This is a genomic window from Streptomyces sp. NPDC054866 (genome assembly GCF_053610745.1).
Map to the genome: position 1 here is coordinate 252,017 of NZ_JBSGZA010000002.1, position 21,774 is coordinate 273,790.

Below are 21,774 nucleotides of genomic sequence, written 5' to 3' on the forward strand. Positions count from 1 at the left end.
GACGATAACCCGCTCACGACGTGCGCCGAGCGCACGCGCACCACCGGCTACCCGGCCCGCAGTCCCCGCATCCGCCCGTACGCGTACACACACCCCGCCAGCGCCAGATCCGAGAGCAGCATGAATCCGATCGAGTACGAGTCCTTGGCGCTGTAGATCGCTCCCATGACCAGTGGCGGGACGAAGCCGCCGAGGCCGCCCACCGCTCCCACGATGCCCGTCACTGACCCGACCTGCGCCTGTGGCGTCACCTGCGAGACGAGCGCGAAGACGCTGCCGCTCGCCGTGCCGAGCCCCGCCGCCATGACCAGGAAGCAGATCGTGCCGCCCGGATTCAGTGACGGTTCGAAGGCCTGCGCGATGGCGAAGACCGCGACGACGGCCAGCGCGAACGAGGTGACCGTCGCCGGGTGGATCCGGTCGGAGAGCCAGCCGCCGATGGGCCGGAAGACGACCGTGACCAGCGCAAACCCAGCCGCCTTGGTGCCCGCGTCCGTGGGCGAGAGGTCGTACCAGGTCTTCAGATACGTGGGCAGATAGACCCCGAAGGCCACGATGCCGCCGAACCCGATCGCGTACAGCGCGGACAGCTCCCACGTCACCCGCAGCCGCCCGGCTTCCCCGAGCCGGGTCGTGAGCGGGCTCGTCGGGACCGGCCGGTCGGGGCGGTCGGTGATCAGGAGCGCCGCGAGCACCGCGAAGGCCGCCAACGCGATCGCCACGACCAGGAACGGCAGGTTCTCGCCGTGCTTGGCGATGCGCGGCGTGAAGTACCCGGAGAGCGCCACACCGCCCATGCCCATCCCGAAGACCCCGAGCGCGAAGCCCCGGTGGGCGGGCGGGAACCAGGAGTTGACCAGCGGGATGCCGATCGCGAACGTCGTTCCGCCGAGGCCGAGCAGGAAGCCGACCGCGAGCATCGCGACGTAGTTGTCCTTGGCCGGAATGATCAGCAGTACCGGCACGATCGTGAGCGCCGAGACCAGCGGGAACATCCGCTTGGCGCCGTAGCGGTCGGTGAGCGCGCCGACCGGGACGCGGCCGAGCGAGCCGACGATGACCGGGACGGCGACCAGCAGGGACTGGGCGAAGGAGGAGAGCCCGAGCCGCTCCCCGAAGTCGCTGCCGAGGGGCGCGATCAGGTCCCATGCCCAGAAGGTGAGCGTGAAGCCGATCGTGGCGACCGCGAGGTTGCGGTAGGCGGCGGCCGAGGGACGGGCCGTGACGGCCGAGGTCTGTGCGGACGGGTTCGGTGTCATGTGAGCGCCGCTCCAAGCGCCACGAAGGCGCAGATCAGGACGAACAGGATGGCAAGCAGCGGCCAGACGAACCGCAGGTATTTGTCGTAGCCGACCTTCGCGAGCGCGACGCCGCCGATGGTCACGGCCGTCGTCGGGACCCACAGGTTCATCCAGCCGCTCGCCGCCTGCCAGGCCGTGACGACGACCGAGCGCGAGACCCCGGCGAAGTCGGCGAGCGGGGCGAGGATCGGCATGGCGAGGGTCGCGTGGCCGGAGGTGGACGGGATCAGGAAGGCCAGCGGCAGGTTCACGACGAAGACGATGATCGCGAAGAGGCCGGAGGACGTGCCCTTCACCACTCCCTCGATGGAGTGCAGGACGGTGTCCGTGACCTTCGAGTTGTTCATGATCACCGTGACGCCGCGCGCGAGCACGATGACCAGCGCGGGCGAGATGAAGTCGGCCGCGCCCTGAGTGATCGTCGAGCTGAGCCGCTGCTCGCCCATCCGCGCCACGACCCCGACGAGCACGGCAGCGCAGAGGAAGAGCGCCGCCAACTGCGGGAAGGACCAGCCGAGTTCGAAGCCGTACGGTTTCGCGTCCGCGTCGCCCGTGAGCGCGCTCGCCCAGGGCACCACGGAGAAGATCATGAAGGCGAAGACAAGGGCGACCAGGACGAGCACGGCCTTGTGCAGCCGTGTCAGCTCCGGCACCTCGCCCGCGTCGGCGGCGGTCTGCTCACGGTCGCCGGGCAGGAAGCCGGAGAGGGAGCGTTCCGGGTTCTTCTGTACGCGCCTCGCGTACCGGATGACGTAGGCGATGGTGACCGCCGTCAGGACGATCCACATCGCGAACCGCAGCACGATGCCGTCGCCGAGCGAGATATCCGCGGCGGAGGAGGCGACTCCGGTCGCGAACGGGTTGACCGTCGAGCAGAGCACACCGATCCCGGCCCCCAGGATGATCGCGCCGACCGCGACCATCCGGTCGTAGCCGAGGGCGAGCATCAGCGGCACGATCAGGCCGTAGAAGCCGAGCGTCTCCTCCGCGAACCCCTCGACCGTGCCGAGGACGGAGAAGACGAGCATCACGCCGGCGATCAGCATCGCCCCGCGCTCGCGAAGGCGGTGCGCGAGGCGGCCGATGCCGCGGTCGAGTGCGCCGGTGGCGAAGACGACGGTGATGAACGCGCCGATGGCGAGCACGAACAGGAACACGCCCGCGCTGCCGTACAGCTCACCGGCCATGTCGGGCCCGACGACGCCCGACTTCTCGTCCTGAATGCCGTACAGGCCGTTGACCGGGGCGAGGAAGAGGTCATTGAGCCGGTCGACGAAGGTCTGGCCCGAGTCGACGCGGTGGTAGCTGCCCTCGACGGGGGCGCCCTCGTCGTTGCGGTCGTAGGCGCCGGACGGGATGAGGAAGGCGAGCAGCCAGACGGCTACGGTGACGATCGCGAGGATGGTCAGGGCGCTGGGGAAGGTGAACTTCCGTTTGTGCTGCGGCTCTTCGATGCCGGGATCGGTGGCGGTGGTGCTCATGCGCGGCTCTTCCCGGTTGCGTCGCTACCGCCGAAGCCGGCGGCGTACTCGCGCACGAAGGCCGCCATGGCGACGACCGTGTTGCGCAGCTCGGAGAAGAGGACGCGTTCGTTCGGGGCGTGCAGATTGCACATGCTGTCCTGGGCGCCGAAGAGCAGGACCTCGGCGCCGGGTGCCGCCTTCGCGAGGCCGTTGACCAGGGGGATGGAGCCGCCGGTCGCCACGAACGACGCCTCCTCGCCCCAGGCCTCCTTGAGCGCGGCGCGTGCGGCACGGTAGGCGGGTCCGCCGGTGGCGGCCTCGTAGCCGGGGCCTGTGTCGCCGGGCGTGACGGTGAGGGGAACGCCGAAGGGCCTGAGCGAGCGCAGGTGATCGACCAGCCTGCCCCGCGCCTCCTTCGGGTCCTGGCGGGGGTGGAAGCGGAGGTTCAACTTGGCGCGTGCGTACGGCACGACAGCCGACGCCGCGTGTTCGACAGTGGGCGCGTCAAGCCCGATCACCGTGATGGCGGGGCCGCTCCAGAGCCGCTCGCCGAGGCTGCCGCTGCCGATGAGCGGCACCCCGTCCACCACCCCGGCAAGCTCGCGGAACTCGTCCTCGGTGTAGCTCGTGCCGCTCCAGTCCTCGCGCCGAAGCCCCTCCACGGCCACATCTCCGTGTACGTCGTGGAGGGTGGCCAGGGCCTTGAGGAGCACGAGCAGCGCGTCGGGCGCCGCGCCCCCGAACTCCCCGCTGTGGCGCGGCTCGTCGAGGGTGCGCACCTCCACGACGACTTCGGACGCGCCGCGCAGGGCGGTGGTGAGGGTGGGGGTGCCGGGCCGGAGGTTGCCGAGGTCGGCGACCACCATGGCGTCGCAGGCGAACCGCTCCGGGTCGGTGGGCGGGTAGTCGTCGAAGGCGCTGCCGTACTCCTCCTGCCCCTCGATGACGATCTTGATCCCGACGGGCGGCCTGCCGCCGTAGGCCCGCAGCATCCCCAGGTGCGCGATGACGTTGGACTTGTCGTCGGCGATGCCGCGGGCGCGCAGGCCTCCTTCGATCGGGGTCGGCTCGAAGGGCGGCGACTTCCACAGGCTCTCGTCGCCGGGCGGCTGGACGTCGTAGTGGCCGTAGAGCAGGACCGTCGGCGCGTCGGGGGTCGGCGGCGGGATCTCCCCGTAGATCACGGGCGCGGTGTCCGGCAGGTCGAGCCGCTCGACGCTTGGCACCCCCGCTCCCCGCAACAGCTCGGCCAGCAGATCGTGCGCCTCCCGCACCGGTGCGGCCGGGAAGCCGGGGAAGGCGATCGACGGGATCGCGGCGAGCCGTTCGAGGTCGGCGCGCAACGTGTCCATCAGGTCATCGACGGTGGCTTCGAGCTTCATGGGCGGCACCCCTCGGTCTGCGTCCCGCTTTGCGGCGAATAGACCGAATTATCGGACTCCGAGGGGGGCGGTCTCCGCACGGCTCGCCGGGCGGGCGGGGATGCCGCACTGCTGCCGCACGACCACCGCACAGCGCTTGCCCGGCCCTCGCCCTGAACCGACGGACAGGCATTAAAGTCGGGGCATGGCTTCGGAGACTTCAGGCGGTGGCGCGGGTGCGGGCGGTGTGGCGGGCAGTGCCACTGGCGGGGGTTCCGCGCGGGTCGACGCCTGGATCTGGGCCGTACGTCTGGTGAAGACCCGCCCCATGGGCGCGGCGGCCTGCAAGGGCGGCCATGTCCGGGTCAACGGCGAGCGCGTGAAGCCCGCTTACGCCGTGCACGTCGGCGACGAGGTGCGCCTGCGTCACGCGGACGGCCGTGAACGCGTCGTCGTCGTCAAACGCGTCATCCGCAAGCGAGTCGGCCCACCGGTGGCCGTCGAGTGCTACGTCGACAACAGCCCACCCCCGCCGCCCCGCGAGGCCGTGGCCCCCGCGGGCGTACGGGACCGCGGAACAGGCCGCCCCACCAAGCGCGACCGCCGGGAGATGGAACGACTGCGCGGCTTCGAGGGCTGACGACGTCCCCGGCCGGACGGAACCGAGCGACGCGAGGGCGCGTCAGCGTACGGAACTGAGCAACGCGCGACCGCGTCAGCGGACCGGCACGCCCCGTACCCAAGTCCCGTCCTCCGTCAGGTACTTGTCGACCCTGAGCCCCGCCTCCTCCAGCGCCTGTTCGAACTGTTCCTTAGTGAGCGGCCGGGCGCGGAACGTCTGGGTCCATACGGCGTCCGGGAAGACGTACTCCGCGTGGACCTCGTTCACCCCGTCCCCTACGGGCTCCGCCGACACGATCCGCACCGTGTACCCGCCCGGGTCGACCCGCTCCCTCGGCAGGTTCGTGTGGTAGTCCGCGCCTTCCCGCTGGATCAGCACACAGCCGTCGTCCGTCACATGGCTCCGGCAGGTCCGCAGCATGCCGCGCCGGAACGCCAGGTCGCCGTTGTGCACGAGGAACGACGCGAGCATCACCACCTCGAACCGCTCCCCCAGGTCGAGCTTCTCGATCGGGCTCCGGATCGTGCGCACCCGGCCGTCGAGCGCGGCGACCTTCTCCAGCATCTCGGCGGACTCATCCACCGCCGTGACGCGGAACCCCCGCTCAAGGAGCGGACGCGTCACCCGTCCCGCGCCGCTTCCCAGCTCCAGAATGTGCGCTCCGGCCGGCACCGCACCGGCGATGACATCGGGCTCGTCGCCGACGGACAGGCGCGTGTAAAGCTCCACCGCGCAGCCGTCCGGCGTGATCGCTCCAGGGCCCGTCCCCTCGTATCCCTCACGCATCTCAACATTCATGCCCCCTCAACGAAGTGCTCACAGGGCCCGTTCCCGCCGCTCACCGCCGCCCCGCGGTCTACAGCGGGAACCAGCCATGCCCTCCGTACCAGTGACCGCCCGCCCGCAAGTGGTCGCCCACGGCCCGCTCCACCCTTGTGCGCCTTGGCAGTTCGGCCACGGGAAGGCTCCCGTCGCCGAAGACGAAGGCGACCGGAGTGGTGTCGTCCGGCTCCCGCTCGTATCCGGCCGCCAGGTGGAAGCGCTCCTGGAAGCGGACGATGTTCGAGTCCGCCGGCAGGTACCGCTTCAGCTGGGGATCGAGCAGCCAGGAGTGGCACACGGCTGTCTCATATCGCTCCTCCGGGAAGTGCCGCGCGAAGAACTCCCGCGCCAGCGCCATCGACCGGTCGCAGGCCTCAGGGGAGAGCGGCCCCCGGAAGTCGGTGATGTGGAGATTCAGACAGGGCTCGCCCCGCCCCGCGGAATGCCCCGCCGCGGCCACCGCCCCGCCCATCCGCTCGCCCAGAACGGCGCGCTGGAACTGCAGCCGGCCCAGTTGGTAGAGCTCGCCCCGGAAATGCAGGGCGTTCCAGCCCGGGTGCAGCAGCCCGGGGCCTCCGCGCGCCCGGCGGTGCACCGCCATGTGCCGCCCGAGGTCCGCGAGCGTACGCCGGGAGATGTCGTCCGGGATGCCGCGGCTGCGGTGATACGCGCGTACGTACGGCAGGGTCGCCACGCACACATAGACGTAGAAGAAGGTCCCGAGCGCACCCAACTCCGCGGGCAAGGGCGGGTACTGAGGGTCGTCGCCGACCTTCCCCATGTCCCGCACCATCCCGTCGACGCTGCGGTCCAGCAGCCACCGCGCCTCCGGGTCCCCCATCAGCCGCCCGCGCAGGGCCACCAGGTCATTGATGTCCTCGTGCGGCACCGCCAGGTCGAGCAGCACGTCCGGCAGCTCGTCGGCCGAGGGCAGCACCGCCTCGGCCCGTGGCTCCCGAGCGCCCTCAAGATCCTTCAGCCACGCGGCGAGCCACCCGTCCGTCCTCGCCCGGTCCCTCAGTACGTCCAGCACAGCCCTGCCCCCGATCGACACATCTACGATCTTGAAGCCTCTGGCCCTTCCGGTCCACCACCCACGGGTGGATCCTGGAAGGTGGAGAGGTGGAGAGCCCCCGGCAGCAGGGTGCAGAGGGAGGAGATGACCTCTCATGATGCGCACAGGCAGTGAACCGGTGACCGCGCGCAGTCCCCTGCGCATGCGCTTCTGGTTCAGCGTGTGGGGCCTGGTCTGGGCCACGTTCGGCACCGTCGCCTTCGCCCTCGTGGGACGCCCGAATGGGCCGTGGCGTGCGGCGTGCTGTGGCTGATCGTGACCGCCGACATGGCGATGATCCTGCGCCACATCCACCAGGGCCCGCACTACCAGCCGGGCCGCGACATCCCGCCGTACGAGCCCCCGAGGGCCGGCTAGGCCTCCGGGGCGGCCCGCAGGGGTGGGCCTCAGGGGTGGCCCCCTCAGCCCTCGGCGTCGTCGAAGCGTGCCGCCGCCACGTACTCCGGCTGCGGATCGAGCGCCGCGGCGAGACGGAAGTGGCGCCGGGCCTGGTCGGGCCGCGCCGCGCGTTCGTAGGTGCGGGCGAGTGCGAAGTGGGCGAAGGCGTTGTCCGGCTCGCGCTCCAGGACGATGCTGAACTCCAGCTCGGCAGCGCGCAGTTGAGCGGCGGCGAAGAAGGCACGGGCCCGCAGCAGCCGCGCCGCCGTGTTCTCGGGGTGGGCCGCGATGACCGTGTCGAGCAGCTTCACGGCGCCTCTGGGATCCCGCGCGGCAAGGAGCTGCTCCGCCGCACGGAAGTCGATGACATGGGTCTCCGGGGTTATTTCGGGCACGCGTGACTCCTTCCCTCGCTGCACTGTCTCAACGCCCGTCAGGTCGACGCCTATTCCGTCAGTTCCCACCGGGCGCACGGAGCCTCACAGTGCCAGGACCGTCAGCACAAGGCCCAGCACCAGAACCGCCGCCCCCGCCGCCACGAACCCCCGGTCGACGCCCCTGCGCTCGTGGCCGATGACGACGGTCTCCCGGGGATCATCACTGTCGTACGCGATACGCACCCGGTCACCCGCGGCGAGCGGGCGCCCGGCGCTCCGCGGCACCGGCGACACCACCTCGACGACCCGCCCGTCCCCCGTCTCGAACTGCAGCGTCGGCCGCTCGGCCCCCGGCGGCACCGCCTTGACCAGGGCCTGCGCCACCTCGCCCGCGGCCGTGATGCGCCGGGTCTGCCGCAGGCCGTACGCACCGGCCAGCAGCGCGACCAGGCCGCCCAAGGCGGTGACCACCGCCAGTACGACCACTCCCCCGCCTCCTTCTAGGCCGCGCGTGCCCGCCGCGCGAGGTCCGCCCATACGGCGGCGACTCGCTGCCCGAGGCCATCGAGCGGGCCGTCGTTGTCGATCACGATGTCGGCGATCTCCAGACGCTTCTCGCGCGTCGCCTGGGCGGCCATCCGCGCGCGGGCGTCCTCCTCGCTCATGCCGCGCAGGCGCACGAGACGGTCGAGCTGGGTCTCGGGGCGCGCGTCGACGACGACCACGAGGTCGTACAGAGGCGCGAGGCCGTTCTCCGCGAGCAGCGGCACGTCATGGACGACCACGGCGTCCTCGGAGGCAGCCTCCTCCAGTTCGGCGGAGCGGGCGCCGACCAGGGGGTGGACGATCGAGTTCAGCACGGCCAGCTTCTGTGGGTCGGCGAAGACGACCGAGCCGAGCTTCGGCCGGTCGAGGGTGCCGTCCGGAGCGAGGATCTCCTGCCCGAAGGCTTCAACGACCTTCGCGAGCCCCGGAGTTCCGGGCTCCACAACCTCCCGCGCGATCTTGTCGGCGTCGATCAGCACGGCTCCGGACGCGACGAGGAGACGCGATACTTCACTCTTGCCGGCGCCGATACCGCCGGTCAGGCCCACCTTCAGCATGACCGGCAGCTTAGGGGGTGGCTTCACTCTCCGCCCCCTCGGCCGGACATCGTTTACGCGTCGCCCTCACGCTCGGCGAGGAAGCGCTCGAATTCCTGGCCGATCTCGTCGGCGGACGGGATGTCCATGGGCTCCGCGAGCATGTTGCCGCGCGCGTCGGCGCCGGCCGCGGCGTCGTACTGGTGCTCAAGTCCCTGTACGAGGGAGACCAGTTCCTCGTCGCCCTCCTGGATCTGCCGGTCGATCTCGGTCTGGGTGCGGTGCGCCTCGGTGCGCAGCCCGTGCGCGACGCTCGGCAGCACGAGGCCCGTCGCGGCGGTGATCGCCTCAAGGACCGTGAGGGCGGCGTCCGGGTACGCGGAGCGCGCGATGTAGTGCGGGACGTGCGCGGCCACACCGAGCACGTCGTGGCCCGCCTCCAGGAGGCGATACTCGACGAGCGAGGCCGCACTGCCGGGCACCTGCGCCTCGTCGAAGGGGCTGCGGTGCCCCGGCACCAGGTCGGTGCGGTTGCCGTGCGGGGTGAGGCCCACGGGGCGGGTGTGCGGCACGCCCATGGGGATGCCGTGGAAGTTCACCGAGAGGCGTACGCCGAGCCGCTCCACGATCTGCCCGATCGCCGCCGCGAAGCGTTCCCACTCGACGTCGGGCTCGGGCCCGGAGAGCAGCAGGAAGGGCGCGCCCGTGGCGTCCTGGAGCAGCCGCACGTCGAGCGTGGGTACCTCGTAGTCGGTCCAGCGGTCGCGCCGGAACGTGAGCAGCGGACGGCGCGCGCGGTAGTCGACGAGCCGGTCGTGGTCGAAGCGCGCCACCACCTGGCCCGGCAGGCTGTCCGTGAGGCGTTCGACGATCTGGTCGCCGGTCTCGCCCGCGTCGATGTAGCCGTCGAAGTGGTAGAGCATGACCAGTCCGGCCGATTCCTGGGCCAGCGCCATGTCGACGACCGCGAGGCCCTTCGGCTCCCATGCGTACAAACCCTGCGGATCAAGCACTGTGACCGCTCCTCGCCCTCATCGTCGTGACTCGTACAGCAGAACGCCCACAAGAGCGCGGGCATTCCCTCCTCCATCTCTTCACAGCGGCTTCTTAAGCCTTGAGGGACGCCGAGTTGACCATCCAGGTCCAGCCCCGTCAGGGGCGCGGGGAACTGCGCGCCCAGCCCCCACCGAACCCGCACCCGAAACAGAACAACGGGCCCGCACCCCCGAAGGGATGCGGGCCCGCAGTATTCAGCTGCTACAACCGCCTAGAGGCGAGCCTCAGCTCTGGCCGCCGGCAAGCTTCTCGCGCAGCGCGGCAAGCGCCTCGTCCGACGCCAGGGCGCCGGAGTTGTCGTCCGACTCCGAGGAGTACGAACCGCCGCCGCCACCACCGCTGCCGCCGGCAGCCGGGGTGCCGGTCGAGGACGCGGGAGCCGCAGCGCCCTCGGCCTCGGCCTGGGCGTCCGCCTCGCGGGACTTGATGACCTGGGCCTGGTGCTGCTCGAAGCGCTGCTGCGCCTCGGCGTACTGGCCCTCCCAAGCCTCACGCTGGGTCTCGAAGCCCTCGAGCCAGTCGTTCGTCTCGGGGTCGAAGCCCTCGGGGTAGATGTAGTTGCCCTGGTCGTCGTAGGACGCGGCCATGCCGTACAGGGTCGGGTCGAACTCGACGGCCGACGGGTCGGCACCGAAGGACTCGTTGGCCTGCTTGAGGCTCAGCGAGATCCGGCGACGCTCGAGGTCGATGTCGATGACCTTGACGAAGATCTCGTCGTTGACCTGGACGACCTGCTCCGGGATCTCCACGTGGCGCTCGGCCAGCTCGGAGATGTGGACCAGGCCCTCGATGCCCTCGTCGACGCGCACGAACGCACCGAACGGAACGAGCTTGGTGACCTTACCGGGAACAACCTGCCCGATCTGGTGCGTGCGGGCGAACTGCTGCCACGGGTCTTCCTGCGTCGCCTTGAGCGACAGGGACACGCGCTCGCGGTCCATGTCCACGTCGAGAACCTCGACGGTGACTTCCTGGCCGACCTCGACAACCTCGGAGGGGTGGTCGATGTGCTTCCAGGAGAGCTCGGAGACGTGCACGAGACCGTCGACGCCGCCGAGGTCCACGAACGCACCGAAGTTGACGATCGAGGAAACGACGCCGGAGCGGACCTGACCCTTCTGCAGGGTCGTGAGGAAGGTCTGACGGACCTCGCTCTGGGTCTGCTCGAGCCAGGCACGGCGGGACAGGACCACGTTGTTGCGGTTCTTGTCCAGCTCGATGATCTTGGCCTCGAGCTCCTTGCCCACGTAGGGCTGGAGGTCGCGGACGCGGCGCATCTCGACGAGGGAGGCCGGCAGGAAGCCACGGAGGCCGATGTCGAGGATGAGACCACCCTTGACGACCTCGATGACGGTACCGGTGACGATGCCGTCTTCTTCCTTGATCTTCTCGATCGTGCCCCAGGCACGCTCGTACTGAGCGCGCTTCTTGGACAGGATCAGACGGCCTTCCTTGTCCTCCTTCTGGAGAACCAGGGCCTCGATCTCGTCACCAACGGCGACGACCTCGTTCGGGTCGACGTCGTGCTTGATGGAGAGCTCGCGGCTCGGGATGACGCCTTCGGTCTTGTAACCGATGTCGAGCAGGACCTCGTCCCGGTCGACCTTCACGATGACGCCGTCGACGATGTCGCCGTCGTTGAAGTACTTGATCGTCTCGTCGATCGCGGCGAGGAAGGCTTCCTCGTTACCGATGTCGTTGACCGCTACCTGCGGGGTGGTGGCGGTGGTCTCGGTGCTGCTCGTCATGTGGGTAAGGGCTCCGGTACGGACAGTGAGTCGTAGGTACTGCTAGCGCCGGAACCGATTTCGCTCTGAAGAAGCCGGACAGCCTGGGAAGCGCCGATTCCTGTTTCCGAAGAAACGGAAGGCGCCTCGACAACCGAGGGGACATGCAACAGATGCGAGCGCATCCTGCTAGGTCTGAGGACGGCAGGCTCGCAGCGCAACTTGTAGCATACGGGGGCAGCCGGACAGGGTCAATGCGCGAAGGCGCACACCCGGGGCGGAACGCCGCATACCCGGCACAAATGCTGTCGCGTGAGGCCACACGGGCCGCACCGCGCCCTGTCGCGACGCTTTCGCGGCGTCCCGCGACCGCCTCACCGCGACGAGCCTCGACGAAGCCAGACGGAAGAGTACGACGATGGAGCCGATCATCCAAGAGTCCGACCTGCCCGAGACGCCCGAACCGGAAGCCACCCGCCGCGACGCCGATGTCACGGAGAGCAGCCGCGCCAATCGTGGCTGGTGGGACCGGAACGCCGACGACTACCAGATCGAGCACGGCACCTTCCTGGGTGACGACCGGTTCGTGTGGGGTCCCGAGGGGCTCGACGAGGTGGAGGCCGAGCTGCTCGGTCCGCCCGAGGAGCTGAAGGGCAAGGACATCCTGGAGATCGGCGCGGGCGCCGCACAGTGCTCGCGCTGGCTCGCCGCGCAGGGCGCGCGTCCGGTCGCCCTCGATCTCTCCCACCGCCAGTTGCAGCACGCGCTGCGGATCGGCGGGAGCGTTCCGCTGGTCCAGGCCGATGCCGGGGTGCTGCCCTTCAAGGACGGCGCCTTCGACCTCGTCTGCTCCGCCTACGGGGTGATGCCTTTCGTCGCCGACCCCGTGCTGGTCCTCAAGGAGGTGCGACGCGTCCTGCGCCCCGGGGGCCGGTTCGTCTTCTCCGCGACGCACCCCATCCGCTGGGCCTTCCCGGACGAGCCGGGTCCCGAGGGCCTCTCCGTGGCGGCCTCGTACTTCGACCGCACTCCTTATGTGGAGCAGGACGAGAACGGGAACGCCGTCTACGTGGAGCACCACCGGACGCTCGGCGACCGGGTGCGGGACATCGTGGCCGCCGGTCTGCGGCTCGTGGACGTGGTGGAGCCGGAGTGGCCGGCGTGGAACACCCAGGAGTGGGGCGGCTGGTCCCCGTTGCGCGGGAATCTGATCCCGGGGACGGCGATCTTCGTCTGCGTACGAGACTGAGTGCGTGATCCGTCTCCGTAGCGAAGCCCTCGACCTGCCCGTGCGCGGTGTGCTGCCCGCGCTGTGTTCCGCTCTTGAGGGGCCGGGCGGCGCCGTGCTGTGCGCGCCTCCCGGTACGGGCAAGACGACGCTGGTGCCGCTGGCCCTCGCGGGGCTTCTCGGGGATGGGCCCGAACGTCGTGTGGTCGTCGCCGAGCCACGGCGCATCGCCGCTCGGGCCGCCGCGCGGCGGATGGCGTGGCTGCTCGGCGAGAAGGTCGGGGAGAGCGTCGGGTACACGGTGCGCGGTGAGCGTGTGGTGGGCCGCCACGCGCGCGTGGAGGTCGTCACGACAGGTGTCCTGTTGCAGCGGCTGCAGCGGGACCAGGAGTTGACCGGCGTCGACGTGGTGATCATCGACGAGTGCCACGAGCGGCATCTCGACGCGGACACGGTGGCCGCCTTCCTGGTCGACGTACGGGCGGCGCTGCGGCCCGAGCTGCGCCTCGTGGCGGCGTCCGCGACGACGGACGCGCAGGGGTGGGCGCGGATCCTCGGGGACGCCCCCGTGGTGGAGGCGCGGGGCACCTCGCATCCGGTCGAGGTGGTCTGGGCGCCGCCCGCGCGTCCGGTGCGGCCGCCGCACGGGATGCGGGTGGATCCGGCGCAGCTCACGCATGTGGCGTCGGTGGTGCGGCGGGCGCTGGCCGAGCGGGACGGGGACGTCCTGTGCTTCCTGCCCGGGGTCGGTGAGATCGCGCGGGTGGCGGGTCAGCTGGGCGACGTCCCCGCGGAGGTGCTCCAGGTGCACGGGCGGGCGTCCGCCGATGTGCAGGACGCGGTCCTTGCGGGCTCGTCGGGAGGCGCCCGGCGGGTGGTCCTCGCGACGTCGGTGGCCGAGTCCTCGCTGACGGTGCCCGGGGTGCGGGTCGTCGTCGACTCGGGGCTCGCGCGTGAGCCGCGCGTGGACCACGCGCGCGGGCTGAGCGCGCTGACGACGGTACGGGCTTCGCAGGCGTCGGGCCGGCAGCGGGCCGGTCGCGCCGGGCGTGAGGCGCCGGGGGCCGTCTACCGGTGCTGGGCGGAGGCGGAGGACGCCCGTCTGCCGCGCTTTCCGGCGCCGGAGATCAAGCTGGCGGACCTTGCCGCGTTCGCCTTGCAGGCGGCTTGCTGGGGGGATCCAGACGCCTCCGGTCTGGCCCTGCTCGATCCGCCGCCGGGTGGCGCGATGGCAGCGGCGCGTGCGGTCCTGACGGCGGTCGGAGCGGTGGACCCCGGGTCGGGGCGGGTCACGGAGCGGGGCGCGCGGATGGCGCGGGTCGGGCTTCACCCCCGCTTGGCGCGGGCCCTGCTGGACGCGGCTCCCCTCGTGGGGGCGCGCCGCGCGGCCGAGGTGGTGGCCCTCCTGAGCGAGGAGCCGCCGCGTGAGTACGGGGACGACCTCGCGGCGGCCTGGCGCGTGGCCCGGCGGGGCGGGGACGGGTACGCGGCGCGGTGGCGCACGGAGGTGCGGAGGCTTGCCGCGGCGGGGGCGTCGCCGCCGGGAGCTGGTACGCCGCCTCCCGCGGCTTCGGCGCGGGATATCTCCCACCCACCCACCCGTAACCCCGGAGCTCCCGGTGAAAGCGACGACCGCGTCGCCGGGCTCGTCGCCGCTCTCGCCTTCCCCGAGCGGGTCGCCCAGGGACGGGGCGACGGCACGTATCTCATGGTGAACGGGACCCGTGGCGAGGTGCGGGCCGGGTCCGCGCTGACCGGGGCCGAGTGGATCGCCGTGGCCGTGGCCGATCGGCCGGTGGGCGCCGGGCACGCGCGCGTGCTGCTCGGTGGGCACATCGACGAGGACGTCGCCCGGAGCGCCGCCGCGCCCCTCTACCGCGAGGGGGACGAGGTCGCCTGGGCCGACGGGGATCTCGTCGCGCGGCACGTCGAGCGTCTCGGCGCCGTGGAACTGGCGGTGCGGCCCCTCAAGAAGCCCGCCCCCGGACTCGTACGAGAAGGGCTGCTCGCTGGGCTCCAGGAAGAAGGGACCTCGCTCCTGAACTGGTCCCAGGGGGCTCGGGAGCTGCGGGAGCGGCTCGCGTTTCTGCACCGGCATCTGGGGGCGCCCTGGCCCGACGTGTCCGAAAGCGCCCTCCACGCGCGCGTGGACGAGTGGTTGGAGCCCGAGCTGTCCAAGGCGCGGCGCCGCGCCGACCTACGGCGCATCGACGCGGGGCAGGCCCTGGGCCGGCTTCTGCCGTGGGCGACCGGCGAGGCCACCCGCCTCGACGCGCTCGCCCCGGAGCGGGTGGCGGTGCCCAGTGGTTCCAGGATCCGCATCGACTACTCCGACCCCGAACAGCCCGTCCTTGCGGTGAAGTTGCAGGAGATGTTCGGGCTCGCCGAGACCCCGCGGATCGCGGACGGCGGCGTACCCGTCCTCGTGCACCTGCTCTCCCCCGCAGGACGCCCCGCGGCCGTCACCGCCGATCTTGCCTCCTTCTGGCGGGACGGCTACCGGGCGGTGCGGGCCGAGCTTCGCGGGCGGTATCCGAAGCATCCGTGGCCGGAGGATCCGGCGGCCGCCGAGGCGACGCGGTTCACCAACGCCCGGCTCAGGCGTTGACCGGTTCCGGCTCGGGCGCCGCCGTGGCCTCCGGTTCGCCGGGCCTGCGGCTGCGGGCCTCCAGCCAGAGGGAGAGGGCGAGCAGGAGCAGGCCGAGACCCAGGAAGCCCCAGGGGAGATAGGACGTCATGAGGAGGACCAGGACGCGCTGGGACTTCACCAGGTCGACCGTGTTCTCGATGTAGTCCTCGCGCATCTTCACGTGCCCTGCGAAGACCGTGACCTTGTCGCGGTCGCCGAGGAGCGTGCCGCCGCGCAGCTCGTTCTTCTGGATCTCCTCGCCGTAGACGGGCGCCCCGGTGGTCGGCTCGACCCAGAACTTGCGGACGGTCGTGTACCAGCGCGTCGTGCCCGTCTTGGCGAGGGACTCCGGGGTGATGCCCTTGACCGGCAGCGTCTTGGGCATGGGGACCTTGGTCCAGGGGATGGTCTGCTCGAAGTAGTAGACATCGACGCCGCGGAAGGTCTGCGTGCCCTTGAAGTGGATGGGTTTGGTGACGCGGGCCTGGGCGTCGAAGTACTCGTAGTCGCGCTTCTCGGTCAGGAAGGGCCACTTGAACTCGATGCCCTCGCGCTTGACCGCGTCGCCGTCGACCATCTCGCCCGTGGCGTGCACCGGTTCCTGGCTGTGCGCGTCGAAGATGTAGCGCTCGGGGACCTTGGAGACCATCTTGCCGTCGGGCCCCTGCACGTAGGAGAGGGCGTCCCAGACGACGACGTCCCGGTCCGCACTCTTCTCGATCTTCTCCGAGGCCTCGACGTTGCCCTTGAGCGTCTGGACGACGGTGACCTTGGAGACCTTCTTGGCCCGCATGGTGCCGTAGTCGACGAGGGTCGGGTTCTTCGCCTCGAGCACCGCCTCCTGGTACTGGCTCGGCGGGATCTTGGCGAGGCGCGGGAAGGCGTACCAGCGCATGAGCGGGGACATCGCCGTGAAGAACACGGCGAAGGCGAGCAGGATCAGGCTGGCCTTGCGGCGCATCGCGGCGGCCCTCCCTACGGAGACGGGCGGTTGACGGTCAAGGACCGCTCGGCGGTCATGGGTGCTTGGGGACGGTGGTGAGCAGCGGCTCCGGCGAGGTCTCGCCGGGCGGCGCCCCCATCGCCGTAATCGTCAGGACCAGGGCGACGGCGACGGCAAGACCGGTCGCGGCGGCGATGAGAGCGCGCATGCGGATCCTCCCGAGGCGGGAAAACTGACGGCGTCGAGGACACCGACCGTGAACTGACAGGGCGTCAGGGCTGGGGCACCGTAGCAACGCGACGGCCAGATGAGAACACGTTGCACACACAGAGACACCCCTGCGCCGGGCGGGCGCAGGGGCGTCTCTGTGTGCGGCAGGTGTCCTGTGCGGCTAGGCCGCCGGGGCCGCCACCTTCAGTTCGACCGTGAGCATCGCGCCGCCCACGGTGGTGACGCGCAGGAGATACGTGCCCGCGGCGTCGTCGGCGTACATCTTGGGGAGCTTGAGCACGCCGTTCGCGTCCGTCTTCAGGGCCTTGAGGGTGCGGACCGGCTTGCCGTCCGCGTCCTTGAAGTACGGACCCTTGTCGTTGGCCGTGGCGTCCGCCGCCGACTTGATCATGGTGGCGGTGGCCGCCACACGGTCGGCGGCCTGTCCCTTGTACGTCGCCTTGACCTCGACCTGGTCGGCGAACTCCTTGCCCGGCTCACAGGTCAGCGCCTTGTCGCTGGTCCTTGCCAGGGCGTCGGCCTGGCGCGCGGTGACCTTCGCCGTGTAGTCGAGGCCGGGCAGCGAGCGGCCGACGACCGTGGCGCGGACCGTGAACTCACCGGTCTTCTCGCCCGCCTTGACCACCGGGGCGGTGGCCTTGCCCGAGGCGCTCGTGGTGACGGTCGCGCTGGTGGCGCCGCCGGGGAAGCGCGCGTCGGTGTCGCCGACGATCGCGAACCTCACCTTGGCCTTGGCCACGGCCGAGCCCGACGCGGACGCCGTGCGCACCTCGACGCGCTCGGCGAAGGCGTCGCCCGCCGTCGCGGCAAGCTTGCCGGTGCCGGCGTCCTTGAGGCTCGCGACCCGGTCGGTGGGCGAGGGGGTGGGCTTCGGGGGCTTCGGGGTCTCGGAGCCGCCGCCCGTGGGCGGAGTGGTCGGGCCGCCACTGCCGCCGTTGTTACCGGGCTCGGACGGCTTGTCGTCGCCGGGCTTGGGCGGCTTCGGTGAGGGCGAACCGGACGCCGGGGGCGTGGGCGTGGGGCTCGGGCTCGTGCTCGGGCCGTTGATGTTGCTGTCGCTGCGGTCGTTCGGCAGGACGCCCGTGCCGTCGGGGACCTCGTGGGTGCCCTTGCGGTAGTACTCCAGCCACGACAGGACCGTGTTCAGGTACTCCGTCGAACGGTTGTAGCTGAGGATCGCCTTGTGCAGATCGGCCTCGACGGACAAGTCGCGGTCGTTGGCGCAGAGATAGCGTCCCGCGGCGAGCGCGGCGTCGTAGATGTTGTTCGGGTCCTTCTTGCCGTCCGCGTTGCCGTCCTGCGCCCATGTCGCCCACGTCGAGGGGATGAACTGCATGGGGCCGACCGCACGGTCGTGCGTCGTGTCCCCGTCGTACGCGCCGCCGTCGGTGTCGGTGATCTTCGCGAAGCCGTTGCCGTTCAGGGGCGGGCCGAGGATCGCGGCGAGCGTCGTGCCGTTCGCGTCCACCTTGCCGCCGCGCGCCTGGCCCGACTCGACCTTGCCTATCGCGGCGAGCAGTTCCCAGGGGAGCTTGCAGCCGGGCTGGGAGGTGGACAGGGAGGCCTCGGCCTTCTTGTACGCGTCCAGGACGGTGGCCGGGAGGCCCGCCTCGGTCTTGTCGTCGCCGCCGTTGGGTGCTCCGGTCGGCGGGACCGGGGTGTCGAGGGGCGGCAGGTCGGTGTAATAGGGGGAGTTGCCGGTCGCGGAATCCTCCGGTGGCGGCGTGGCGCCGGATGCCCCCGCCCGCTCGTCGCGAGGCACGTCCGTCACGCCCGGGGCCTGGGACGCCGCGAGTGCGGCCACCGCCGCCGCGGCCACCGCGGTGGTCACCGCTCCCCTGCGCAAACGCCTGCCGAATACCGCCGCCATGACCGTGAATCCCTCCCCTTGACGACTGTGTGTGTCGCCGCCCGCTCTACCCTGCTCCCCGTTGCGCTCCCCAGCGGGCCGACTCAGGCGACACTACGACAACTTCCAGCGCCCAGACACCCGTTCGTGCCCGATTTTCACCGGTTGGCCGCGTCCTGTTCGGGCGGGGTGCCCTGCCGCACGCCCCAAGTTGAGGGCGCGGTGCACGGCCTGGGCGACGCGTTCGATGGTACGGACTGCGCACCGCGTCGTGGGGTTGTCGTGCGAGAGGCCGCGGCCCCAGTCCTGCGCACGGCGGAGGGCCGCCTCCATGATCATGACCTTGGCGACGCTCGCGGTGTCGTAGCGGCGGCTGCTGCCGAGGGCGCAGCTGAGGCCCGTGGCGGGGTCGTGGAGGGCCACGGACACGGTGCTCCGCCGGGCGACCAGGACGGCGCGGATGTCGCGGGAGAGCTGGGCGGCGAGGGCCGGGTCGCCGCGGGCGGCGCCGTAGGCCGCGCGTTGCGCCGTGCTTGCCCTGGCGGCGGTTGCGGGGAGGGGGGTGAGGAGCGTGGTGACCAGTGCCGGCGCCATGGCTATTCGGCACTTTCGCAGGTGAGAGGCCATGCGGTCATCGTGACGGGGGCAGCGGTGGGGGGCTCGGGGGCGGGGGCCACGCGGGTGAGGGCCCCTGCGGGGTGCGGGCCGGGCTGAAGGGTCTCCCCCGGCTTAGGGGGGATCCTTCAGCCCGTCCGGCGACCGAGGACGGCCTCGGGACCGAGGCTGGACTCGGCGAAGCCGGTGATTCGCGGCGCCCAGGAGAACCCCGCTCAAGCCCGGCCCAGCCGTCAGTACGCATCCGTACGCAGCCGTCAGTGCGCGGCGGACTCCCAGTCCGCGCCCACGCCCACCGACACGTCCAGCGGAGCCCGCAGCGACACCGCGCCCGCCATTTCGCGGCGGACGAGCTTCTCCACCTTGGCGCGCTCACCCGGAGCGATCTCCAGGACGATTTCGTCGTGGACCTGGAGCAGCATGCGGGAGTCGAGCTTCGCCTCCGTCAACGCGCGGTGCACGTTCAGCATGGCGATCTTGACGATGTCGGCGGCCGTGCCCTGGATCGGGGCGTTCAGGGCCATCCGCTCGGCCATCTCGCGGCGCTGGCGGTTGTCGCTGTTGAGGTCGGGGAGATACCGGCGGCGGCCCAGCATCGTCTCCGTGTAGCCCGTCGCGCGGGCCTCGTCGACGGCTCGGCGCAGATAGTCCCGGACGCCACCGAACCGCTCGAAGTACGTGTCCATGAGCGCGCGGGCCTCGCCCGCCTCGATGTTCAGCTGCTGGGAGAGGCCGAACGCGGAGAGGCCGTACGCCAAGCCGTACGACATGGCCTTGATCTTGCGGCGCATCTCGGCGTCGACGGCGGAGCCCTCGACGGAGAAGACCTGCGAGGCGACCGTGGTGTGCAGGTCCTCGCCCGAGCCGAACGCCTCCAGGAGGCCCTCGTCCTCGGACAGGTGCGCCATCACGCGCAGCTCGATCTGGCTGTAGTCCGCGGTCATCAGGGACTCGAAGCCCTCGCCGACCACGAAGCCGCGGCGGATCGCCCGGCCCTCGTCCGTGCGGACGGGGATGTTCTGGAGGTTCGGGTCGGTGGAGGAGAGGCGGCCCGTCGCCGCGACCGTCTGGTTGAAGGTCGTGTGGATGCGGTTGTCCGCGGCGATCGACTTGATCAGGCCCTCGACCGTGACGCGGAGCTTCGCCTGCTCGCGGTGGCGGAGCATGATGACCGGCAGTTCGTTCTCGGTCTGGGCCGCGAGCCAGGCCAGGGCGTCCGCGTCCGTGGTGTACCCGGTCTTGGTCTTCTTCGTCTTGGGCAGATTCAGCTCGCCGAAGAGGACTTCCTGGAGCTGCTTGGGCGAGCCGAGGTTGAACTCGTGGCCCGCCGCCGCGTGGGCCTCCTTCACCGCCTGCTGCACCGCGCCCGCGAACTGCTGCTCCATCGCCTCCAGATGGGCGCGGTCCGCCGCGATGCCGTGCCGCTCCAGACGGGCCAGGAGGATGGACGTCGGCAGTTCGATGTCCGTCAGGAGATTACCCGCACCCACCTCCGGCAGCTTCTCGCCGAAGGCCGTGCCCAGGTCGAGGATCGTGCGGGCCTGCGACATCAGTGCGTCGGCCTCGGCCTGGTCGTCCTCTTCGGTACCGAAGGCGAGCTGTCCGTCCGGGGCAGACGCGGGCGCCAGCTCTCGGCCCAGGTACTCCAGGGACAGGGCGTCCAGGGCGAAGGAGCGGCGGCCCGGCTTGACCAGGTACGCGGCGAGCGCCGTGTCCATGGTGACGCCGTCCACCGTCCAGCCGTGCTCGGGGAAGACCCGCATCGTGGCCTTGGCGTTGTGCAGGACCTTGGGCTTCTTCGGGTCGGCGGCCCAGGCCGCGAAGGCGTTCTCGTCGGCCTCGTCCAGGCGGGTCGGGTCGAACCAGGCCGCCGCTCCGCCGGCCGCGGCCAGGGCGACCTCGGTCACCGAGCCCGTGCCGAGCTGCCAGGTGTCGACCGTGGCCATGCCGAGGACAGCCTTGCCGTGCTCGGCGAGCCACGGCGCGAGCTCACCCGCACCGAGCACCGAGCCGTCCAGCTCCACGCCCGGCTCGGCAGGGGTCTGGTCGGCCTCCTCCGCGCCGGGGTCGACGGCGAGGAGCCGCTCGCGCAGCGAGGGGTTGCGGATCTCCAGGGTGTCCAGGACCAGGGCGAGGGCCGTGCGGTCGTACGGAACGCGCTCCAGGTCGGTGACCGTCTTGGGGAGCTCGACGTCGCGCACCATCTCCGTGAGCCGGCGGTTCAGCTTCACCGCGTCCAGGTGATCGCGGAAGTTCTGTCCGGCCTTGCCCTTGACCTCTTCGGCGCGCTCGACGAGGTCCGCGAAGGAACCGAACTGGTTGATCCACTTCGCGGCGGTCTTCTCGCCCACTCCGGGGATGCCGGGGAGGTTGTCCGAGGGGTCGCCGCGCAGGGCCGCGAAGTCGGGATACTGGCTGGGTGTGAGGCCGTACTTCTCCTCGACCTTCTCCGGGGTGAAGCGCGTCAGCTCGGAGACGCCCTTCGTGGGATACAGCACCGTCACGTGGTCGCTGATCAGCTGGAAGGAGTCACGGTCGCCGGTGACGATCAGGACCTCGAAGCCCGCCGCCTCGGCCTGGGTGGCGAGCGTGGCGATGACGTCGTCCGCCTCGAAGCCGTCCACCGCGAACCGCACCGCGTGCATCGCGTCGAGGATCTCGCCGATCAGCTCGACCTGGCCCTTGAACTCGTCCGGGGTCTTGGAGCGGTTCGCCTTGTACTCGGGGAACTCCGAGGAGCGCCACGTCTTGCGCGACACGTCGAAGGCGACCGCGAAGTGCGTGGGTGCCTCGTCGCGCAGAGTGTTCGCCAGCATCGACGCGAAGCCGTAGATCGCGTTCGTCGGCTGGCCCGTCGCGGTCGTGAAGTTCTCCGCGGGCAGCGCGAAGAACGCCCGGTAGGCCAGGGAGTGCCCGTCCATGAGGAGCAGGCGCGGACGCTGCTCGCCACTCGGCTTCGTCGCGGTCTCGGACTTCTTCTTCGCTGCTTTTTCTGCCACGTCCCCGATCCTGCCA

General features: G+C 71.0%; 18 protein-coding genes and 1 pseudogene. 4 read left to right on the forward strand and 15 right to left on the reverse strand.

Going from position 1 to position 21,774, the window contains the following annotated elements:
* Positions 1-47: 47 nt before the first annotated feature.
* Genes ACWGI2_RS09855 through ACWGI2_RS09865 form a run of 3 tightly spaced genes read right to left on the reverse strand, consistent with a single transcriptional unit; the run spans position 48 to position 4,146 of the window.
* The gene (locus ACWGI2_RS09855; RefSeq protein ID WP_453394949.1) at positions 48-1,259 is read right to left on the reverse strand and encodes an MFS transporter; all 1,212 of its coding nucleotides are present in this window, start codon (positions 1,257-1,259) and stop codon (positions 48-50) included.
* Entirely contained in the window at positions 1,256-2,782 is a 1,527-nt protein-coding gene (locus ACWGI2_RS09860) for a YfcC family protein (RefSeq protein ID WP_453694840.1), read from the reverse strand. The genes ACWGI2_RS09855 and ACWGI2_RS09860 overlap by 4 nt, the downstream gene beginning before the upstream one ends.
* Entirely contained in the window at positions 2,779-4,146 is a 1,368-nt protein-coding gene (locus tag ACWGI2_RS09865; RefSeq protein ID WP_453694841.1) for a M20/M25/M40 family metallo-hydrolase, read from the reverse strand. The genes ACWGI2_RS09860 and ACWGI2_RS09865 overlap by 4 nt, the downstream gene beginning before the upstream one ends.
* A gap of 184 nt (positions 4,147-4,330) precedes the next feature.
* Here ACWGI2_RS09865 and ACWGI2_RS09870 point away from each other — a divergent pair, with 184 nt between their 5' ends.
* Positions 4,331-4,765, forward strand: a complete 435-nt coding sequence (locus ACWGI2_RS09870) for an RNA-binding S4 domain-containing protein (protein WP_453694842.1) — start codon at positions 4,331-4,333, stop codon at positions 4,763-4,765.
* Positions 4,766-4,840: 75 nt separating this feature from the next.
* Here the strand turns inward: ACWGI2_RS09870 and ACWGI2_RS09875 are convergent, their stop codons facing one another.
* Positions 4,841-5,533, reverse strand: a complete 693-nt coding sequence (locus tag ACWGI2_RS09875) for a class I SAM-dependent methyltransferase (RefSeq protein WP_453695704.1) — start codon at positions 5,531-5,533, stop codon at positions 4,841-4,843.
* 70 nt (positions 5,534-5,603) lie between these two features.
* Positions 5,604-6,506, reverse strand: a complete 903-nt coding sequence (locus ACWGI2_RS09880; protein WP_453695706.1) for an acyltransferase domain-containing protein — start codon at positions 6,504-6,506, stop codon at positions 5,604-5,606.
* 235 nt (positions 6,507-6,741) lie between these two features.
* Between ACWGI2_RS09880 and ACWGI2_RS09885 the strand changes: the two are divergent.
* Positions 6,742-6,995, forward strand: a pseudogene (locus ACWGI2_RS09885) (DUF6343 family protein); the annotation flags it as partial.
* Positions 6,996-7,045: 50 nt separating this feature from the next.
* Here ACWGI2_RS09885 and ACWGI2_RS09890 read toward each other — a convergent pair.
* The 5 genes from ACWGI2_RS09890 to rpsA form a co-directional block, all read right to left on the reverse strand.
* Positions 7,046-7,417, reverse strand: coding sequence for a tetratricopeptide repeat protein (locus tag ACWGI2_RS09890; protein WP_453394953.1), 372 nt, complete (start codon positions 7,415-7,417; stop codon positions 7,046-7,048).
* Positions 7,418-7,501: 84 nt separating this feature from the next.
* Positions 7,502-7,885, reverse strand: coding sequence for a hypothetical protein (locus tag ACWGI2_RS09895; RefSeq protein WP_453394954.1), 384 nt, complete (start codon positions 7,883-7,885; stop codon positions 7,502-7,504).
* 14 nt (positions 7,886-7,899) lie between these two features.
* Positions 7,900-8,502: a dephospho-CoA kinase gene (gene coaE / locus ACWGI2_RS09900; protein WP_453694843.1), complete on the reverse strand. Its 603-nt coding sequence runs from the start codon at positions 8,500-8,502 to the stop codon at positions 7,900-7,902.
* Between the two features lie 53 nt (positions 8,503-8,555).
* Positions 8,556-9,494 (reverse strand): PAC2 family protein, encoded by a 939-nt coding sequence (locus ACWGI2_RS09905; RefSeq protein ID WP_453394956.1) that lies wholly within the window; start codon positions 9,492-9,494, stop codon positions 8,556-8,558.
* Positions 9,495-9,761: 267 nt separating this feature from the next.
* Entirely contained in the window at positions 9,762-11,285 is a 1,524-nt protein-coding gene (gene rpsA, locus ACWGI2_RS09910) for a 30S ribosomal protein S1 (RefSeq protein WP_453394957.1), read from the reverse strand.
* A 397-nt stretch (positions 11,286-11,682) separates the two neighbouring features.
* Here rpsA and ACWGI2_RS09915 point away from each other — a divergent pair, with 397 nt between their 5' ends.
* A complete protein-coding gene (locus ACWGI2_RS09915) occupies positions 11,683-12,513 on the forward strand; it encodes a class I SAM-dependent methyltransferase (RefSeq protein WP_453694844.1) in 831 nt (276 codons plus the stop codon).
* A 4-nt stretch (positions 12,514-12,517) separates the two neighbouring features.
* Positions 12,518-15,100, forward strand: a complete 2,583-nt coding sequence (gene hrpB, locus ACWGI2_RS09920) for an ATP-dependent helicase HrpB (protein ID WP_453694845.1) — start codon at positions 12,518-12,520, stop codon at positions 15,098-15,100.
* On the opposite strand, the gene ACWGI2_RS09925 is transcribed toward hrpB, so the two are convergent.
* From ACWGI2_RS09925 to polA, 5 genes are all read right to left on the reverse strand, one after another.
* Positions 15,090-16,082 carry a DUF3068 domain-containing protein gene (locus ACWGI2_RS09925; protein ID WP_453694846.1) on the reverse strand — a complete coding sequence of 331 codons (993 nt, stop codon included), beginning with the start codon at positions 16,080-16,082 and terminating at the stop codon, positions 15,090-15,092. The two genes, hrpB and ACWGI2_RS09925, sit on opposite strands and share 11 nt — an antisense overlap.
* Before the next feature lie 55 nt (positions 16,083-16,137).
* Positions 16,138-16,272, reverse strand: coding sequence for an SPW_0924 family protein (locus tag ACWGI2_RS09930; RefSeq protein WP_453694847.1), 135 nt, complete (start codon positions 16,270-16,272; stop codon positions 16,138-16,140).
* A gap of 183 nt (positions 16,273-16,455) precedes the next feature.
* Entirely contained in the window at positions 16,456-18,165 is a 1,710-nt protein-coding gene (locus tag ACWGI2_RS09935; protein ID WP_453694848.1) for a lytic transglycosylase domain-containing protein, read from the reverse strand.
* A gap of 93 nt (positions 18,166-18,258) precedes the next feature.
* Positions 18,259-18,771: a hypothetical protein gene (locus tag ACWGI2_RS09940; RefSeq protein ID WP_453694849.1), complete on the reverse strand. Its 513-nt coding sequence runs from the start codon at positions 18,769-18,771 to the stop codon at positions 18,259-18,261.
* A 245-nt stretch (positions 18,772-19,016) separates the two neighbouring features.
* On the reverse strand, positions 19,017-21,758 hold the full coding sequence (gene polA / locus ACWGI2_RS09945) for a DNA polymerase I (RefSeq protein ID WP_453694850.1): 2,742 nt from the start codon (positions 21,756-21,758) through the stop codon (positions 19,017-19,019).
* Between the last annotated feature and the right edge of the window lie 16 nt (positions 21,759-21,774).

Excerpts from the sequence above, each read along its gene's own strand:
- ACWGI2_RS09925 (WP_453694846.1), bottom strand. The coding sequence starts at position 16,082 with ATGCGCCGCAAGGCCAGCCTGATCCTGCTCGCCTTCGCCGTGTTCTTC.
- ACWGI2_RS09870 (WP_453694842.1), top strand. The coding sequence starts at position 4,331 with ATGGCTTCGGAGACTTCAGGCGGTGGCGCGGGTGCGGGCGGTGTGGCG.
- ACWGI2_RS09860 (WP_453694840.1), bottom strand. The coding sequence starts at position 2,782 with ATGAGCACCACCGCCACCGATCCCGGCATCGAAGAGCCGCAGCACAAA.
- rpsA (WP_453394957.1), bottom strand. The coding sequence starts at position 11,285 with ATGACGAGCAGCACCGAGACCACCGCCACCACCCCGCAGGTAGCGGTC.
- ACWGI2_RS09930 (WP_453694847.1), bottom strand. The coding sequence starts at position 16,272 with ATGCGCGCTCTCATCGCCGCCGCGACCGGTCTTGCCGTCGCCGTCGCC.
- ACWGI2_RS09865 (WP_453694841.1), bottom strand. The coding sequence starts at position 4,146 with ATGAAGCTCGAAGCCACCGTCGATGACCTGATGGACACGTTGCGCGCC.
- ACWGI2_RS09855 (WP_453394949.1), bottom strand. The coding sequence starts at position 1,259 with ATGACACCGAACCCGTCCGCACAGACCTCGGCCGTCACGGCCCGTCCC.
- coaE (WP_453694843.1), bottom strand. The coding sequence starts at position 8,502 with ATGCTGAAGGTGGGCCTGACCGGCGGTATCGGCGCCGGCAAGAGTGAA.
- ACWGI2_RS09915 (WP_453694844.1), top strand. The coding sequence starts at position 11,683 with ATGGAGCCGATCATCCAAGAGTCCGACCTGCCCGAGACGCCCGAACCG.
- ACWGI2_RS09875 (WP_453695704.1), bottom strand. The coding sequence starts at position 5,533 with ATGCGTGAGGGATACGAGGGGACGGGCCCTGGAGCGATCACGCCGGAC.
- ACWGI2_RS09940 (WP_453694849.1), bottom strand. The coding sequence starts at position 18,771 with ATGGCCTCTCACCTGCGAAAGTGCCGAATAGCCATGGCGCCGGCACTG.
- ACWGI2_RS09935 (WP_453694848.1), bottom strand. The coding sequence starts at position 18,165 with ATGGCGGCGGTATTCGGCAGGCGTTTGCGCAGGGGAGCGGTGACCACC.